This is a genomic window from Gallalistipes aquisgranensis, from assembly GCF_014982715.1.
Lineage (GTDB): Bacteria > Bacteroidota > Bacteroidia > Bacteroidales > Rikenellaceae > Gallalistipes > Gallalistipes aquisgranensis.
Window position 1 is genome coordinate 527,384 of sequence record NZ_JADCJY010000002.1, and the last position, 18,657, is coordinate 546,040.

Annotated in this window: 7 protein-coding genes and 1 pseudogene; 6 read left to right on the forward strand and 2 right to left on the reverse strand. The window is 58.0% G+C overall.

Features of this window, described 5'->3' with window-relative positions:
- Window positions 1–78 precede the first annotated feature (78 nt).
- On the reverse strand, window positions 79–1,545 hold the full coding sequence (locus INF32_RS11490) for an Ig-like domain-containing protein (protein ID WP_226388542.1): 1,467 nt from the start codon (window positions 1,543–1,545) through the stop codon (window positions 79–81).
- Window positions 1,546–2,095: 550 nt separating this feature from the next.
- Window positions 2,096–3,003: pseudogene (locus INF32_RS11495) on the reverse strand (DMT family transporter).
- 547 nt (window positions 3,004–3,550) lie between these two features.
- On the opposite strand from INF32_RS11495, the gene INF32_RS11500 reads away from it, so the two are divergent.
- The 6 genes from INF32_RS11500 (at window position 3,551) to INF32_RS11525 (ending at window position 18,631) form a co-directional block, all read left to right on the forward strand.
- Window positions 3,551–6,547: a SusC/RagA family TonB-linked outer membrane protein gene (locus INF32_RS11500; protein ID WP_226388543.1), complete on the forward strand. Its 2,997-nt coding sequence runs from the start codon at window positions 3,551–3,553 to the stop codon at window positions 6,545–6,547.
- Window positions 6,548–6,573: 26 nt separating this feature from the next.
- A complete protein-coding gene (locus tag INF32_RS11505) occupies window positions 6,574–8,496 on the forward strand; it encodes a RagB/SusD family nutrient uptake outer membrane protein (RefSeq protein WP_226388544.1) in 1,923 nt (640 codons plus the stop codon).
- Window positions 8,497–8,699: 203 nt separating this feature from the next.
- Window positions 8,700–9,875 (forward strand): glycoside hydrolase family 88/105 protein, encoded by a 1,176-nt coding sequence (locus INF32_RS11510; protein ID WP_226388545.1) that lies wholly within the window; start codon window positions 8,700–8,702, stop codon window positions 9,873–9,875.
- A 29-nt stretch (window positions 9,876–9,904) separates the two neighbouring features.
- Window positions 9,905–11,920 (forward strand): heparinase II/III domain-containing protein, encoded by a 2,016-nt coding sequence (locus INF32_RS11515; protein WP_226388546.1) that lies wholly within the window; start codon window positions 9,905–9,907, stop codon window positions 11,918–11,920.
- A 40-nt stretch (window positions 11,921–11,960) separates the two neighbouring features.
- Window positions 11,961–14,585 carry a heparinase II/III domain-containing protein gene (locus INF32_RS11520; RefSeq protein WP_226388547.1) on the forward strand — a complete coding sequence of 875 codons (2,625 nt, stop codon included), beginning with the start codon at window positions 11,961–11,963 and terminating at the stop codon, window positions 14,583–14,585.
- A 137-nt stretch (window positions 14,586–14,722) separates the two neighbouring features.
- Window positions 14,723–18,631, forward strand: a complete 3,909-nt coding sequence (locus INF32_RS11525; protein ID WP_226388548.1) for a hybrid sensor histidine kinase/response regulator transcription factor — start codon at window positions 14,723–14,725, stop codon at window positions 18,629–18,631.
- Window positions 18,632–18,657 lie beyond the last annotated feature (26 nt).

Genomic DNA, 18,657 nt, shown 5'->3' on the forward strand with positions numbered 1-18,657 from the left:
TAATGATTTGATTTTCAAATCATTAAGGCCTTAAATCTTTTTGTATCGGACGAAGTTTGGACTCCTCATTAGGGCCGGTTATTTTCCCGAAATATGTTTGATTTCTCCGATCCAGGCATCGTCTTTTCCGCCGGAGGAAGAAAGTTGCGGCTGGGTTTGAACCGCTTTGGTTATATATCCGTTTCCGTCCACTTCGTATTCCATGTCGAAATTATCCTTGTAAGCCCACTCGCTCTCTCCTCGTTCTTCATGGAGCAGGTTGCGGCACGGCATGCCCGTCAAGCCTGCGATTGCCAATTCCTCGTCCCACGAGATACGATCGAAGAACAAGTCGAAGTTTTCCCTGTTTTCGAGATTTTCGTAATAGGTATAATTGGTAACGTTGGTTTCCCCCTGGTCGTTGCCGTATTTGATCCGTGTGATATTGCCGTTTTCCCAGATATATTCCTGCCACTCGTGGGCCTGCGTCATACGGATTAGACGATTTTCCGAATTGTACTCGTAGCTTGTCGCATCGAGGTCGGGGCCTTCGGTGCGGGTAACGAAACCGGCTTTGTTCAGATAAGCCGTATAGGTATTAGGCTCATCCGGATCGTCGGAAGATGCGGTGGAGGTAATATGTACAATACCGTCGCCGTACTCGAACGTGATTGTCCGGGTATCGCGGTACTCCTCGTCGCTGTTTTCCTCCTCCCATTTCGTTATCCGGTTTTGATCGTCGTAAGTCAGTTTTATGTTGCTGTACGATTTGTCTGGGTTTATTCTTGAATAGAAATTCATTTCCGAGATTAACGACCGGCCTGTGGGTACGACGGGTTCGCCGCCCACGGTTACCGTGCAGGAGGCCGATACATCCTTGTTGGACGAAGAGGTCGCCGTGACGACCGCCGTTCCCTCTGCTATCGCGGTTATTTCTCCGGTTACGGGATGTACGGCTGCGACTTCGGGATTGCTGCTCGACCAGGATACCGATTTAATCGTAGCGTCGGCGGGTTCTACGGTGGCGGCCAGTGTTGTCTTGACACCTGTTTCGAGAGAGAGTTCGGTTTTATCGAGGGTAATGTCCGTTACCTGGACCGGGGGATCGTTCCGGCTGCCGTCCTGTTTGGTGCCCTCCTGGACGACCGTCACAGTAAAAGTGTTGTTGCCCGAAAGGATAGTAATCGTGGCTTCGCGCCGTTCGCCCGTATAGTTCTGGTCGATTTCGATGCGGAGCGTAATCGTTCCGGGCCCGCCGCTGTATGCCTCGCTGTTACCGTTGTAGAGTTTTAGCCAGACCACGTTATTGCCGTCGGTAGTACGTGCGGCGGATCTGGATAAGGCAGATGCCTGTACCGAAACCTGTACTTCGTTTACGGTCGCCGTCCAGGGGGCATCGGTCGTGAACGAGAAGCCGCCGCCCGTATTTTCGTTATCGGCGTAGGCGCTTTGTGTGAGTTGTCCTTGTACGGGCGGAGTGAATAGCTCGCCTTCTCCGCCTTCGTTTTTGCTGCAACCAGCAAGAATCGCTGCTGAAAGCATCAATAGAAACAGATGTTTTTTCATGGGATAAGATTATTTCCGCCCGTCCCCCGGCAGAAGTTCGGTTACACATATATAAAAAAGACGTGGGACAGTACCTTTTATCTGCTTTTGAGGTCTTGGCCAACCTACACCCAAATAAACGAGTAAAGCCCACGTTTCCGCAGGCATTAACTTTACTCTTCGGGTGCTTAACAAAACGGCCAAGTTTCAAAAGCAAGAATAGAAGCTAACGCTTTTTATATCTTATGTCCTGTAATGAATCCGTATTATATCATGGGCGCGCTGTTATTTGATTGGTTTACGTGGTAAATATACGAAAATTTGGTTATGTTGAAAGCATGGCCGGAATTTATTCCCGCTCCTGCTCGCGGTCTGCGGTACTGATGTCGGTATGTTCCGGAAACTCTTTCGCCTCCTCCCTGGGCCGATGGATGGCATGCAGTTGATGGCGATTTGGATACTTCTGCCGGCGGGTCCGTCTTCTCCCATGGTACGGGAGTCCGTCGCCCCTCCGCCATACCGGCTGAGAACGTTTCTCAGCAACCGTAGCCGTTTTCGGGGGGCGGTTTGGCTACCTCCTGCGTGGCAGTTTCGGAAAAAGTTTCCGGAAACGCACGAGGTAGGTGGCGATCCTGCTTCCGGCGATAATCAGGGTGACGGCCAGAAGGATCAGCGCGATCCCTCCGGCCAGACGGGGCGTGAGCCGTTCGCCGAACACGGCGATCCCGAAAAAGAGGGCCGTGAGGGGTTCGAGTGCTCCCAGGATGGCGGTCGGGGTCGAGCCGATGTACTGGATGGCCCGCGTCGTCGATACGAACGACACGGCCGTGGGCAGTACGGCCAGCGCGATCAGGTTCCCCCAGTGGTACCAGTGATCCGGCGCCAGCAGCGAAGCTCCGAAATCCACCCGCACCAGAAAGATCGAAAGTCCGAACACGAGTGCGTAGAAAGTCAGTTTCACGGTGGGCATCTCCCGCATGCGGGGACGGTTGACGCCGACCATGTAGAGGGCGTAGGAGAGGGCCGAAGCCATCACCAGTCCCACGCCTGCCGGGCTGAGCGTGGTCTCTCCGTCGCCCTGGTAGAGCAGGGCGATTCCCGTCAGTGCGAGGGCGATGCAGGCGGCCGTCAGCAGCGAAAGCCTCTCGTGGAACCATATCGCCATGATGAGCGCCACCATGATGGGGTAGACGAAGAGCAGCGTCGCCGCGATCCCTGCCGCCATATAGTTGAAACTGAGGAACAGGGCCAGCGACGAGAAGGCCATCAGCAGACCCAGCGCCACCAGCGGCGGAATCTCCTGCCGCTTCAGTCTGAAATCGCGCCCCAGAGGATCGGAACGGCCAGCAGATAGCGGAAGAACAGCACGGAATCGGCGTTCATGCCGTCCGCATAGAGCGGAAGCGCGAACAACGGGTTCATGCCGTATGTGGCGGCCGCGACCGCCCCGTAAAGATAGCCTTTGGTTTTGTCCTGCATACTGTCTTTCGATTTCGGTGCAAAATTACTGTTTCTTTCTTCCTGTTGTTTCGTCCGGAGGAAATTTCCGGGGAAGTTTCCGGAGCCTTTCCCCCGATGTCGGTCATATCCGGGGAAAGAGAAATTTTTATCCGGATTAGGCAAAAAAATACCCTATTGTGCATATACTCCCGGCTATCTTTGTTATCAAAATAATTATATTTATAAAATAGAATAAAAACCTTTGATGATTCCGAAACTTCGTGTTTTCTGACCCTTTCTAAAACTACTGATTCTATGAGTGTCTCGTATTCCGGATCGAAACGGGCGAAGAACCTGCCGGTGGTCGTACCGCTGTCCTTCGCATGATGAACGGCCTTCCCGGCCGTTTGTTCCCGATGGGTTTCCTGTGCATGGGCGGCCGGGCGGCGTGCGGTAGGACTGGGTGTCCGCATTGACTGCATGCCGCCGGATGGATTTCGAATAGGGTGACTGCCTGTCTTCAAGTGAATCGCACGGAAGGCGATGTCATTGTCAACCATATACTATTAACCTAATTTTTAATGCGATGATGAAAATTTATCTTTTTTGTCGGGACAAAACGGCATGTGTCGGAAGGTACCTGAACACGTTGATGTGTCTTGCGGCCTGTATTCTTTCGGTGAATGCGGCCATAGCTCAGAGTATGGTTTCCGGGACCGTATCGGATGAGACCGGACAGCCGATTGCCGGTGCCAATGTCATAGTCAAAGGGACGAATCAGGGAACGACTACGAATGTCTCCGGAGAGTTTTCGCTCCGTGCGGATCCGGAAAGCGTGCTTCAGATCTCTTTTATCGGGTATGTCACCCAGGAGATAGAAGTGGGCCGGAAGGTTTCTTTCAAAATTCAGATGAAACCCGACGTCACCTCCATGGATGAAGTCGTCGTGGTCGGTTACGGCGTGGTGAAAAAGCGGGACGTTACCGGTTCCGTGGCCTCCATCGACAATTCGCTGTTGATGCGCCAGAATACGCCGAGTATGAGCCAGGCCCTGAAGGGGCAGATTGCGGGATTGAACATCCGGCAGACCAGCGGAAAAGCCGGGGGAGAGACTTCGGTGATATTGCGGGGTATGAGCGCCATCGGGAAAACCGTGCAGCCTATGGTCATCATAGACGGAATGCCCTCGAACTGGACCGTGCTCAATAACATGAATCCGTCGGATATCGAGCGTATGGACGTGCTGAAAGACGCTTCGTCCACGGCCATCTACGGTTCGCGTGCTTCGGGCGGTGTCATTATCGTCACGACCCGCCAGGGAGAGGAGGGGAAAAACCGGATAACTTATAGCGGGAGTGTCGGTATCAGGACGTTGGCGCATATGCCGCGGATGATGAACTCCGAGGAGTTCATGCAGTTCGTCAAGGATGCCAATGCCTACCGGAACAAGAGTTGGGATACCGATCTGGGGACCGATGACCTGGAATATTATGAGGCCGGGTACGATACGGATTGGCGGGATATGGTTCTGCGCATGGGATACCAGACCAGCCACAGCATTTCTCTCAGCGGCGGCAATAAAAACGAAACGCATTATCTTTCTTTCGGATACCTGCGCGAGAACGGTAACCAGAAGTCGGATACCTACGAACGCTACTCTCTGAATGCCAAAATTTCGGGAAAGGTCCTGGAGGATTTTACCCTGGGCGGTTCCATCTATGCCAGCTATGCGACTTCTCTGGGGGGAGACGGGGAGATGCTGCGTTCGGCATACCGGCTGCGGCCCTGGGGAAATCCCTACAATGAAGACGGCAGCGATCGGTTTTATCCGACCAAACGCCAGAACGGCATCAGCAATCCGATTTTCGATCTGAAAAACTCGAAAGACGAGGTCAACCGTTTTCGGGCTATGGGTTCGGTGTTTTTGGATTACAAGCCGGTCGAGGGGCTGGTTGTCAAGACCAATTTCATGCCTAATTTCCTGATGGACCGCACCGGGCAGTACCGCGGCACATGGACCAAGAACAATAAGGGGACGAATCCGGCGACTGCGAAGGCGGTCAATAAATGGGGGCTCAGCTATGTCTGGGAAAATACGGTTAGCTTCAATCGGACGTTCGGCGATCACAGCATCGGTGCGACCGGATTGTTCAGCATGGAGACCGGGTTCGACGAGGAATATACCGGTGCGATCAAAGGACTGACCTACGATGACGAATACTGGTATAACCTGGGTGCCCGGACGGATATCACCTCTTTGACGAGCAGTCTGGAAAAGAGCAGCATGATTTCGTACATGGGCCGCATCAATTACGGATACAGGGAGAAGTACCTGCTGACGGTGACGGGACGTTGGGACGGATCGTCGAAAATGGCGCCGGGACACAAATGGGGATTCTTCCCTTCGGCCGCTGTGGCGTGGAGGATGAGCGAAGAGCCGTGGATCAAGAATCTGAACGCGTTTTCCAATCTGAAATTGCGTTTGAGCTATGGCGTTTCGGGAAATAACAGTGTCGGGAATTACGAGTCGTGGGCCACGTTGGGCACCACTGTGTATAACTGGTATTCGGAAAACAAGTACGTCGTAGCGAACGGAGTCTCTGCGAAGAAGCCCAACAAGGGTTTGAGCTGGGAAAAGAGTTACGAGTATAACATCGGTCTGGACATGGGGTTCTTCAAGGACCGTTTGAGCGTTGTGTTCGATTGGTACAACAAGACGACGAAAGACCTGATATTGAGCCGGAAGGTTCCCTCCCATCAGGGCGTGACCTCTCTGAAGGACAATGTGGGGTCCGTTCGGAACAAGGGTATCGAGCTGACGGTCAATTCGGTGAATGTCGTGGCGAAGGATTTTACCTGGACGACCAATCTCAATTTTTCCTACAACAAGAATGCGATCGTTGATTTGTACGGCGATAAGAGGGACGACCTGGGCAACAAGTGGTTCATCGGGCAGCCGGTCGATGTGAACTATGATTATAAATGGATCGGCGTCTGGCAGCTGGGAGAGGAGGAAGAGGCCGCCAAGTACGGAGCCAAACCCGGACAGTCCAAATATCTGGACCGGGATGGTAATGGCAAACTGGATTCCGACGACCGTGTGATTCTCGGCTGCCGTACTCCGAAATGGATGGGAGGTATGACCAATACGTTCACCTATAAGAACTTCGATCTTTCCGTATTTATCTATACGCGTCAGAATGTCCAGCTCCAGAGCGGATTTCATAACGAATATGCCACCGAATGGACCAATCTGGCCAACAATGCGGCCAAGATGAACTACTGGACTCCGGAAAATCCGACCAACGACTGGTTCGCCGCCGGATTCAAGGACAGTAAGAAAGGGGCCAACTACATGGACACCTCCTTCTGGCGGATAGGAAACATAACGCTGGGATACGAATTGGGGCAAAAGGCGCTCAAGGCTACGGGATTGTCTAAACTGAGGATCTATTTCACGGCGGTCAACCCCGTTACGATCACCGATTACGAAGGCTGGGACCCGGAGTGGGCCGATAAGGGTGCGACGGGGCTGCCTGTCGCCGGAGCCACCTACATGCTCGGTGTGAATCTGACATTCTAATGATGAACCTAAAACTGGATACCACGATGAAAACGAATAAGATGAAATGTTTTTGGGCCGGGATAGGCTTCACGGGCCTGCTTTTGGCCTCTTGCAGTGATTTCCTGGATGAAAATCCGGCCCATATCGGTACGGCGGATACCTATTTCCCCACCGAAGAGGGTCTGGACGGTGCGCTCAATGCATGTTACGCCCAGTTACGGAACATCCACTACGACCGTACGATCTGGCTGATGGGTACGGATCAGTTTTCCGAAAACAGCTATCCCCAGATCATTAACGGGAAAGTCCCCTCGATCACTTCCTATAATGCCTATTGCCCCTCGTCGCTGAATGAGGAGACCGGAACGTTCAATTCGTTTTGGGAAAAAATCTATGTCGGTGTCGACCGTTGCAACAGGACGCTTGCCCTGGAGCCGGTCGCCCAGGTGGATAAAGACGTGCTGAAAAAGAGGATGGCCGAAGCCAGAACCTTGAGATGCCTGTACTACTATTATCTGGTGGAGCAGTTCGGCGCCGTTCCTTTCCCTTTGGTGTCGACCGACGAGATCATCACTACCGGGGAGAGGGTCTCCGAAGAGACGATTTACAACCAGCTGTGCAACGATATCGTGTCTGCGGCCGCCTCATTTCCCGATTACAAGGTGACGGAGGTGGGGCGCGTCACCAAGGGCGTCGCTCAGACCCTGGCGGCCAAACTGTTCCTGACCCGGGGATACAAATCGTTCGGGAAGGGGGCGGAAGATTTCCGGGTGGCGGCCCGGTATGCCGATTCGGTGATAAATTCGGGGCAGTATACGCTGCTTCCCCATTATCGGGATCTTTTCGTTCCGTCCAATGAGAAGAACAAAGAGATTATTTTTGCCGTTCAATATAGTGGTGATCCGATCATGGACGCCGTAGGCGATAATTACGGGAACAATTTTCATTCTAAATTCGGAATCGGTTACAGCGATGCCGTGGGGCAGTATCGGTCCACTTACTACAATCGCGGGTTGGTCGGATTCGCTGAAACTTTCTATCTCCTGGACTGTTTCGGAGTGGATACCACCGCGGCGCGGTATGCTTCCTATGTCGTGCCTGCGGGACGCGACGCGATCGCTCCCCCGCCTTCCCGGTATTCCTATTTCCAGGACAAACGTTTCAATGCGTCGTTCATCCGGTTGTGGATGACCGAACAGTCCGCATCCAACAAAAAGCACATAGGGACCGACTATATGAGAAACATGAAGATCACGGTGAGTCCCGGTACGGGCAGCGAGAAAATGGAGTACAGTCCTTCCCAGAAGGAACTGAATACCAACTACTGGATCGAACAGGGGCGGGATACCTGTATCTACATTCCCCGGCCGGACGAGCGGGATTTTCTGCGGACGGTGACGGTAGACGGTGCGCAGCACGCTTTTTACGAGACGGTCAATTATGTGGTCGTCCCGCGGGAACACTGGCTGAATTCCCAGGGGTGGGATTCGTACCGTCCCACTATGTTCAAGTTCTGGGAGCCGGGAGGCAACGACGACTATCAGGGCGTCCGGGATTTGTACCTGTTCCGCCTGGGCGAGGTGTATCTGATTGCCGCCGAGGCGTATTTGCAGGCCGGAGATGCCAACACGGCTGCGGAGCGGATCAACGCCGTCCGGAGGAGGGCGAACGATGTGCCGGTCACCTCTTCCTCCCCTATGGATATTCTGCCGGAGGATGTTTCGATTGATTTCATCCTCGATGAGCGGACCCGGGAGCTTGCGGGAGAGGAACTGAGATGGGTGGAACTGAAACGTACCGGCAAATTGGTCGAGCGTGTCAAGAAATATAATCTGTATGCGGGTAGCGACTGGACTCCTATCGGCAAGCCGTATATCGAAGAGTACCATACACTGAGGCCTATACCCTACGCATGGTGGTCGTTGCTGTCCAATAAGGAGGAAGTGGCCCAGAATCCCGGATATTGACCGGAAAACGGAATGATAAGGACGGCAGGAGGAGAGGGTCTCCTGCCGTCCTTGGAAAAGAGGATGGCCCGGACCGCTCGGACGGAGGCGGAACCGTACCGGGATGCGGGTGTGACGGATGGACGGTCGTGTCGGAGAGATGCGGCAGAGGCACGCGGGAGGGCCGTCGTCGAAGGCGATGGAAATATTAATTGAAAACGTATATGAAAATTTTTCGAAACAGATTCAGAACAGGGGTTGCGACCCTTGCCGCACTGGGTGCGGGACTTTGCGCACAGGCGCAGATCGAGCCCCGCTCGTGGGTGGATTCGGTGGCGAGGTACGGCATGGAGAGATTTCTGCCTGCCGACGAATACAAATGGGACTGGGGACAGGCCACCCTGCTCAACTCTGTGGTTCACCTTTATCGGGAAGCGGCCCCCGACCGGCGGAAACCCTATCTCGATTATGTCAGGACGGCCATGGACCGTACGCTTCCGGTGGCCAACGGCAAGCATCCGAATGCCGTGGCTTCGGCCCACGGCATGGCTTTTCTGGCGGGTGTCCTGAAGGACCCCGTGTATAAGGAGAAGACGAAGGCGATCTATACGGATTACCTGCTCGCTCCCCGGGCATCGAACGGAGGCGTGTCGCACCGGGCCGAAACGGTCGAATTCTGGGATGACACGATCTACATGCTCGGTATGTTTTTCTTCGAGCTTTACCGTCAGACCGGGGATGAACGGTACATAGAGGCTTTCATGGAGCAGTATTACGCCCATCAGCAGAAGCTGTCCGATCCGAAGACCGGTCTGTGGGTGCACGGTTGGGATGCCGACGACGAGGATTACGACGACCGTTGCAGCCAGCCGGGCTGGCCCGACCGGACGACCCGCCGCAGCCATGAAGTCTGGGGCCGCGGCAACGGGTGGATCGTGATGGCCCTGGCCGACGGACTGAATACCGTGCCCCGGAACAGCCGCCACTGGAAGGAGATGGCCGGCGAACTCAAAAGGATGGTCGCCGTCCTGCCTTCGTTGCAGGACGGGGAGACGGGTATGTGGTATCAGCTTCCCCTGCGGGCCGGCGAAGAGGGCAATTTCCTCGAGAGCTCCTGTACGGCGATGTTCGGGTACGGCATGGTGCTCGGCATGAAATACGGCGTGCTGAAAAAGAAGACCTACAAACCGGTCGTGGACCGCATCTACGAAGGGCTGCGCCGTCATGCCATGGTCCGCGAAGGGGGAGCTTACCTGGCTCCCGACCGTGTGTGCCTGGGAACCTGCATCGGCGACAAGGAGTATTATTTCAAACGCAAGGTGGGGCAGGGCGTGAACTATGCGATCGGTGCCTATGTCATGTTCGGCCTCGAATACGAAAAATTCTGCGGGCTGAGATAGTCCGCCACAACCGATCAACCGACTGAATCATGAAAACGATCCGATACTTGGCCGGCCTTGTGCTGTGTCTGCTGACCTTTACTGCTTGCGGGAAGGACCCGGAAAGGGGGGGCGGCAATCCCGCGCCTCCTCCGACGACCCTTCCCTCCACGGTCGAACCCGCCTCGTCGTATCCCTGCCTGATCGTTAAAAAGGAGGATTTCGCCCTGCTCAAGGCGCGATACGACAAGATCCCCGAGAATGATCTGGACGGCCGCCGCAACGAGACGAAAAAGAACAAGATCGTGCGTGCGTGGTTTTCGCAGAGCGAAACGGACCGCCGGGCGGCCACCGAGGAGTTCGTCGCCTACTGGAAGAATTACGCCGAACGCTGGACGCCCGGGGCGCTTCGCCGGGCCGAACCCGACGGGGTATCCCTGCGCGGTGTCTGGCGCTGCCTGCATCTTTACGACATCGTGGTTTCGTTCGGTTACCTGACCGACGCACAGCGTCTCGAATTCCGCAACAAACTGGTCGAGGCGGTCGAGCTGGCCATCGGTACCGATCCGAAGAACCCCATCCTGCCGCCGGCGGGTCACGAGGGTTTCCATCACCAGAATATCTGGACCGATGTGGTGCTTGCGGCGGGGATCGTGGGCGTGGCGTTCCCCGAATTGCCGCAGGCCGGCGATTGGGTGGACTTCGCCCTGCGGGAACTGAAATGGCAGATCGAAACCGGCTGCTGGGCCGGAGCCTGGCACGAGTGTCCCCGCTATCATGCCTATATGCTGCGTCTGTGCGGTCAGTTCATGCAGGTGTTTAAAAACCGTCGCGGGATCGACCTTTTCCGGGAGATGCCCGCCTTCCGGGAGATGGCGCGCTGGTTCGTCCGGTTCTCCACGCCGCTCGACCTGGTGAGCGGCAAGACGGCGGGAGTGGCGGACGGCATTTCGCTGGTACCGGGACTGGCCGACAGCACGTGGGATGTGGCCGAGATGGACGAACTGAATATTTTCGCCCAGCACTACATGGAGGAGGACCCCGATCTGGCCCGGCTGCTGGTGTGGCAGTGGGAGCGGGCCGGAAGACCCTATCCGGAGGACCCGGTGGTCGGCCTGCTGGTCGATCCCGACCTGACGGGCCGCGGACCCGAAAAAGGACTTGCCAGCGATATCAATCCGGAGAAGGGCCACCTGCTGATGCGGGACGGCTACGGTACTGACGGTGAGATATGGTTTCTGCTGAAATGCGGCAAGGCATCGATGTCGGGTCACGAGAACGGCGACTGCAACTCCTTTTCGCTCTATGGGTTCGGTTATCCGCTGGCGCTCGACAGCGGAATCGGCGATTACGACGATCCCAACAACAAGGCGTGGAACAAGAGAAGCTGTGCCCACAACATGGTCGTTTTCCATGAGGAGGGCGAGACCGATCCCTATAAGTATGACAGTTACGAGTGGAAGGACGGCCGGATTCTCTGCTGGAATTCCACGTCGGAGGCCGACTATTCGGTGACGGACGCTTCCGTGCCTTCCGGAACCGCGAAGAACGTCCGCCATGTCCTGTTCGTGAAGCCGGACTATTTCGTGATCCGGGACGAGATCGACGCGGAAAAGGAGGCCTCGTGGATGTTCCGCACTCCGGCCACCGACCTGGAGTGGTCGGCCCGGTCGGTCAGCTGTAAAACCCGGTGGGGACCTTCGGTCGATCTGCATGTGGTGACGCCCGACCGCGATCTTCCCCGGAAGACGGGGCAGGGGCGGATCGGCGCCTGGACGGAGGTCAAACCCGGCCCCGATCCGGCCAACATGCGCGACTACTTCGATTTTATGTACCAGACCTACCTGGAGATTCCCGGGACACCGGGCGAGGATTTCGTGACGGTGCTCCATCCCCGCCGGGAAGGGGCCGGGGCGCTGACGGTCGCCTCTGCGGACGGGGGGACGACACTCGAGATAGCGGTGGCCGGCCGGCGGGACGTGGTGCGGTTCACCGACCGGGGCGTAGAGCTGGACAAGGGCGGCCGGCAGATCACGCTGGATTATGTCGGGCCTGCCTCCGAATAACAATCCGGCGGAATGAGCGTTGGATATGAAAAAATGCCCTATGAAGAGAACCTTTATTCTGATTTCGGTCCTGTCGCTGACCATGCCGGGCCTCCGGGCGGAAGAACGTACGTACGGCGATGTCAAACCCCGGCTCTATCTGACGGAGCGCGACGTCGAACGGGCCCGGGCCCAGGCTTCGGCGCCCGAATTGCGCACCACCTACGAAAAGATGGAGTCCGACGCGGCCCGCAGCCTTCGCAACTGGTATAAACGGCTGCCCCGCGGGGAGCGCCGCAGCATGCAGGACCTGTTCGACCATGCCCGTGCCGATACCCGGCAGCCCGATTACCTCTCCGACGCGGCGGCCTATGCCATCCAGCCCACGGACGAATTGGCGGAGATGATCCGCGAGAAGCTGCTGGTCGAAGCCGGTATCGCCGACGTGCACGGTTCCTGGCGCCAGCTGGGTATCCACGAGGGGGAAAGGCTCTGCCGTTTCCTGCGGGCCTACGATCTGATGGCCGCCACGGGCGTTTTCGCTCCGGAAGAGAAGCAGGCGGTCCGCAGCTGCGTGGAGCGCAGCGCCCGTTTCCTGGAGGCATGGACCATGGAAAACGACCTGACCGGGGTTTATCAGGGACAGAGCTACTGTTTCAACATCAAATTCTACCCCTACCTGATGCTGGCCACCGTGGCCATGTACTATCCCGAGATGGAGGATGCGCCCCGCTGGCTGGCTCTGGCACAGGAGAAGATTCCCGGCCTGCTGTTCACCGAGAACTTCATCGACGGGGCCTACGGCGAGGGGTCGGTCCACTACCTGCACCCCACGATGGACGGCATGCTCTACTATCTGGCGGCTTCCCGGAATCTGGGGTACAAGGATTATTTCAAAGAGAATCCTTCGCTTATGGCCCAGCTCCGAAGGATGCTCTGGTGGCGGATGCAGCTCATCGCGCCCGACGGGCGGAAGGCGGCTGTCGGCGATGCCCACCGGGCTCCTGTGGGGGCCGATTTGCTGGAGCGGGCCGGTTCGCTTTTCGGCGAACCCCGTTTTACGTGGGCTTCGCGCTACATTCTCTCGCAGACCACGGGCGGGCGGCTGCTTTCCGCCTACGATCTGCTCGAATACGACTGTACGGCTCCGGCAGAGGCTCCGGACAATCTCAGCGCCAATTTCGTATGGAGCGGATATGCCCTGTTCCGTTCGGGCTGGAAGCCGGATGACAATTTCCTGATGTTCAAATACGGGCCCACCTACTGCGGCCGGCGCGAGACGGATCGTCAGCTGGTGCTCTCGGGCCATGCCCATGCCGACGCGCTGAGCATGGAGTTGCATTGGGACGGTGTCCCGATGCTGGTCGATCCCGGCTACCGGGGCAGGTACGAGAATTCCGCCACCTACGGGGGATTCTGGCGGGCCACCGTCTCCCACAATACGGTGGGGCTGGGCAATCCCTGGGGGTACGACCGGCAGGATGGCCGCATGGAAGAGCATTGCCGCCGGCACGGCGGTGAGTTCCGCTACGAACGGGAACAGCGCAGCATCGGCCGTCAGGATTACAGCCTCGACGCCTTCGGAGATGTGGGCGGCATGGGAGTGGTTTCGGCCGAAGCGAACACCTACGGCCATGTGCGGCATCGGCGGAGTATCGTCTGGTGGCGCGACAATTCCCTGACGGTGGTTTCCGACCGTCTGCGCAGCGACCGGGTGCAGCCCTACGAACTCTATTTCTGGCCGGTGGGCGATCCGGTCGCCCGCGGCGGAGAGTGTTTCTCCTTCGGCGACAGCACGGCCCGGCTCGACATTCTCCCCGTGGGGACGGACAGCCGTTCCGTACGGCTGATCCGCCGGGGCGATCCTTCGGCTCCTCCTTACTATATGGCGCTGGACGGCGATCTGAAGACCGACCGGGGCTGGGACGGGGGGCCCGATGCCCACTGGGGGTTCACCACCCTGATGGTACAGTCCCGCCGCGCGGCCGGAGCCGATTATCTCAATGTGTTGATCCCCAGTCGGAACGGGAATCCTTACAAGATCGAAAAGGAGGGCTCCTCGGGCCGCCTGCTCGTGCGGGGTGATGAACGGATCGCCGTGGTTCCGTCCCGGAGCCGGGGCGGTTCGGTGACCCATTCGGGCGATTTCGCCGTGGTGCGGACACTCGGCGGGAGACCTGCCGACTTCGTGCTGGGCGAGGGTACCCGATTGGCCTGGCAGGGACATACGCTGGTCGCGGCCCGGCAGACCGAACGGCAGTGGGAGCCTTTGTACGACCCTCGATTCCATGCGGCCGTTTGCCTGGAAGCCCGGCGGGCTTCGCTGACGTTCCATGCCAGTCCGCTCGAGCAGCGGATGATGGTCGCTCCGCCGATGAAGGTAGAGGGCCAGGAGCCTTTCCTTCCCCTGCTGATGGAGGTGACCCTTTGGGTCGGGAGACGCCCCCACCGCATGGTGGCGCTCGACTCCGACAGCCGTGTTCCGCAACTGGACGACCCTCGGTGGGATGCCGCGCTCGTGCGTTCGGGCCTTGCCCGGACCGATCCGTTCCATGCCGACATCGAGGCGAGGCTGCGCCGCCGGCCGGTCGATTTTACCTGGGACGAGGTTTCGGGATGCGTCACTTTCACCCTGCCGGTCAATTCCCGCGGTGCTTCGGGCTTCTATCAGATCGTCTGGGAATAAACTGTTTCCGGCCGGTTGTGCCCGGAGTTCCGTTTCCGTTTCCCGTGCCGGGCAGGGCGGCGCCCCTTTTCCGGTACGGGTTTGTCATGAATAATTACTATTTTTGTAGAGGGCGACTGCCCGCGTTCCTGCACCCTATGAAGAGACGAGTACTCCTTTCCCTGTTTTCGCTGCTCTGCCCGCTCCTGCCCCTCGCCGCACAGGAGTTCAAGGCGATTACGCTCGAAGACGGCCTGAGCAACATGGTGGTGCGCGGCATCGCACAGGACGACCGGGGGCAGATGTGGTTCGCTTCCAACTGGGGACTCCAGTGTTACGACGGTTCCGGTTTCCGCAACTATAACATTGCCGACATTTCGCACGGAAAGATTCTCGACAACCGTTTCCTGTCGGTCCGTTTCGACGCCGGCGGACGCCTGTGGGCCACCACCCGGTCCCACATGCTGCGCTACGATCCTGTGCGGGATGATTTCGACGTGGTTTTTACGCTGGTCAATACGCGCGACCGCTATTCGGAGATACGGGAGATATCCGTCGCGGATTCCGCGTCGCTCTACGTATCTGCCACCGGAGGCCTTTACCGTTACGACATTCCTTCCGGAGAGAGTTTCCATGTCTATACCGCCACGGCGGTCAACTCCTGCCTGCCGGTGGGTTCCGATCTCTGTCTTCTGGCCACCCCGCAGGGCGTGGTCTTTTTCGACCGGCGGTCGGAGGAGGTGTGTGCGGTACCGCAGCGGTTCGCCGCTCTGGAGAGGGAGCTCGCCGGGTCCGAAGTGCGGCTGTTGCGGGGCGGTTCCGACGGAGAGGTCTGGGCGGCTGCACGCAACCGGGTCTGTGTCGCCGTCGGAGGGGATCGTGTGGTGGTCCCTTCGTGGAACAGCCAGATCAGTTACAATCCCGTGCGCGATATCATTCCGTTCGACGACGGGTATCTTCTGGCGGCCGACGGACTGGGGCTGGTCCGTTGCGATGCGGGGTTCGGCTTGCGGGATATCGTTCTGTCCGATCCCGACCGACCCGGGTCGCTCACCAACGAGGGGGTTTACGATCTGTTCGCCGATGCCGACGGCCGTCTCTGGGTAGCCACTTTCGGCGGCGGGGTCAACTATTACGATCCCAACCGGCAGCCCTTCGTCCGGATCGGACGTCTTCCCGGCGAGGAATCCACGCTGATGGACAATAATATGCGGGCCATCTTCGAGGCGTCGGACGGAAGTGTCTGGATCGGTACGAAGCGGGGCGTCAGTATCCGGGACCCGGAGGGCCGGGGGTGGCGTCATATCACCCGCGAGTTCAATCCCAAATTGCATTTCAACACGGTGCTCGCCTTCGCTGAGGACCCCGACGGGAATGTGTGGATTTCGACCTTTGCGGGCGGAGTGGAGGTCTACGACAGGCAGCTGCGGCTGAAACGGCAGTGGAACCGGGCTAACAGCGGTCTCAGTTCGGACGATATTTTCGCCATGTACCGCGATTCGGACGGGGACATCTGGCTTTCGGGGGAGAACGGCGTGCTTTCCCGTTTCGATTTCCGGCGGAAGGCGTTCGAGAACTACGACGTCAGTAATGTGGTGCGGTGCATCACCCAAAGCCGTTCCGGGGAGATCATCGTCTCCGGGTCGCGGGGCGTGCAGTATGTCAACAAATATACGGGCCGTATCCGGGAGGCCGTGCAGGACAGCGCCTTGCGGGCCGAACGGATGATGGTCTATTCGGTGGCCGAGGACGCTTCGCGCAACCTGTGGATGGCTACCGAAGGAAACGGACTTCAGTATCTCGACGTGCAGCGGGGGGAGCTTTCGTCCTTCACTACGCGGGAGGGCCTCTCCTCGAACGTGGTCTATGCCGTGCTGCGGGGACAGGACGGGAATATATGGATGAGCGGGCTGGGGGGGATATCCTGTTTCGATCCCGTGACGGAATCGTTCACCAATTACTCCGAAGACGACGGGATGCCCTTTCAGGAGTTCATGTACTGCGCCTATTGCGCCCTGCGCGACGGACGTCTGATTTTCGGAGGTCCGAAGGGGGCCGTGATGTTCGCTCCCGGCGAGATACGGCATGTGCGCCGGCGCCACGAGATCGTGTTCCGGGCGCTGAAACTGTTCAACCATACGGTCGTTCCTGGAGCGGAGGGCTCCCCGCTCGCCGGCGCCCTCGACCTGACCCGGGAGTTGACGCTGCGGCACGACCAGAACTCCTTCACGCTCGATTTCTCGGCGGTCAACCTCGACAATCCCGCCCAGAATCGGTATCAGTGGATTCTGGAGGGATTCGACGCGGAATGGAGTCCTCTTTCGGCCGCTGCATCGGCCTCCTATACCAATGTCAATCCGGGCCGGTATGTGTTCCGGGTGCGGAGTACGACCGATGCTGCGGGCGATGTTTTCGCCGAACGGCAGATGGGAGTCGTGATCCGGCCCCCGTTGTGGCAGACGTTCTGGGCCTATCTGATCTATGCCGCCGTGCTGCTGGCCATCGTCTGGCTGGTGGTCGAGGACCTGCGCAGCCGCCTGCGCGAGCATCAGGCCAAAGACAAGATCGATTTCTTCGTCGGTGTCGCCCACGATATCAAAACCCCTTTGTCGCTGATCCTCTCGCCGCTGGTCAATCTTCGCGGGCATCAGGCCCTCGACCGGAAAGCCGCGGACGAACTGGATATCGCCATCCGGAATTCGGAGCGGTTGCAGCATCTGATCAATCAGCTGCTCAATTTCGAGAAGGTAAGCGCGGGTTCCCGGCGGATGCAGGTGGCCAAGTACCGTATCGAACCCACCGTCTTGTCGATCGCCCGGGCTTTCGAACCGGCGATCCGCCGGAAAGGGCTCGAACTGGTGGTCGATTTTCCTGAAGAGGTGACCTGGCTGTGGTTCGACATGGACAAATTCGAGAAGATCGTCTTCAATATCCTCGGCAATGCCGTGAAATATACGCCCGAGGGAGGCCGTGTGGGTATCCGTGGGCGAGTGGCGGGCCACCGTTACCGGCTCGAGGTGTGGGATACGGGCATCGGTATTCCCGACAAGCAGAAACACAACATTTTCCGGCGCTATTTCCGGGCCGACAATGCCGTGAACAGCCATGAATCGGGCAGCGGGGTGGGGCTGTTGCTGGCTAAGGAACTCATTGCGATGCACGGCGGAGACATTTCGTTCGTCAGCAAGGCAGGCCGGGGAACGACCTTTACCGTCACTCTGCCGCTGGGCCGCGAACATTTCAGAGGCAGGCAGGTGACGCTGACCGAATACGGTCCGGACACGGCGTCCCGGGAGGTGTCCGGTGCCGTCGCACCGGGCAGGCGGTTCAAGGTGCTGGTCGCGGAGGACAACGTGGAGCTGCTGGATTATATCCGCGGCAACCTGGAGTCCTGTTATACCGTTCTGACGGCCACGGACGGCCGCCAGGCGCTGGAAGCGGCCCGCAGCGGCTTCCCCGATATCATCGTCACCGACTTCATGATGCCGGAGATGAACGGGGCCGAACTGTGCCGGGCCGTCAAGGGCGATCCCGAACTGTGCCACATCCCGGTCGTCATCCTCACGGCCCTCTCTTCGGACGACCACAAGGTGGAGGGGTTCAATGCCGGGGCCGATTCCTACATCGAGAAGCCGTTCGACATGATGGTGCTCCTCTCCCGGTTGAGCAACCTGCTCGATACCCGCGAAATGATCCGGGAACGTATCCTCAAGGGGAAACAGCAGGAGACGCCGGGAGGCAGCGAAAGCGACCGGGAGTTTCTCGCCCGGATCGGCGAGGTGGTGCTCGAGCATCTCTCCGACACGGAGTTCATGGTGGACAACATCTGTGCCCAGCTGGGCGTCAGCTATCCGGTGCTCTACCGCCGTCTGAAGAACCTCACCGGCCGCACGCCCGTCGACCATATCAAGGAGATCCGTCTGCGGAAAGCCGAAGAGTTGTTGCGCACGGGGGTCTACAACGTGAGCGAAGTCGCCTACATGACCGGATTTTCCCAACCCAACTATTTCAGCAAAGTCTATAAGCGGTTTTTCGGATACAGTCCCAATGAACTGATCCGCCCGTGATTGATTGTAAAACCCTGAAAAATACC

Coding starts and splice junctions, on each gene's coding strand:
- INF32_RS11490 (WP_226388542.1), bottom strand. CDS start 1,545: ATGAAAAAACATCTGTTTCTATTGATGCTTTCAGCAGCGATTCTTGCT.
- INF32_RS11505 (WP_226388544.1), top strand. CDS start 6,574: ATGAAAACGAATAAGATGAAATGTTTTTGGGCCGGGATAGGCTTCACG.
- INF32_RS11510 (WP_226388545.1), top strand. CDS start 8,700: ATGAAAATTTTTCGAAACAGATTCAGAACAGGGGTTGCGACCCTTGCC.
- INF32_RS11525 (WP_226388548.1), top strand. CDS start 14,723: ATGAAGAGACGAGTACTCCTTTCCCTGTTTTCGCTGCTCTGCCCGCTC.
- INF32_RS11500 (WP_226388543.1), top strand. CDS start 3,551: ATGATGAAAATTTATCTTTTTTGTCGGGACAAAACGGCATGTGTCGGA.
- INF32_RS11520 (WP_226388547.1), top strand. CDS start 11,961: ATGAAGAGAACCTTTATTCTGATTTCGGTCCTGTCGCTGACCATGCCG.
- INF32_RS11515 (WP_226388546.1), top strand. CDS start 9,905: ATGAAAACGATCCGATACTTGGCCGGCCTTGTGCTGTGTCTGCTGACC.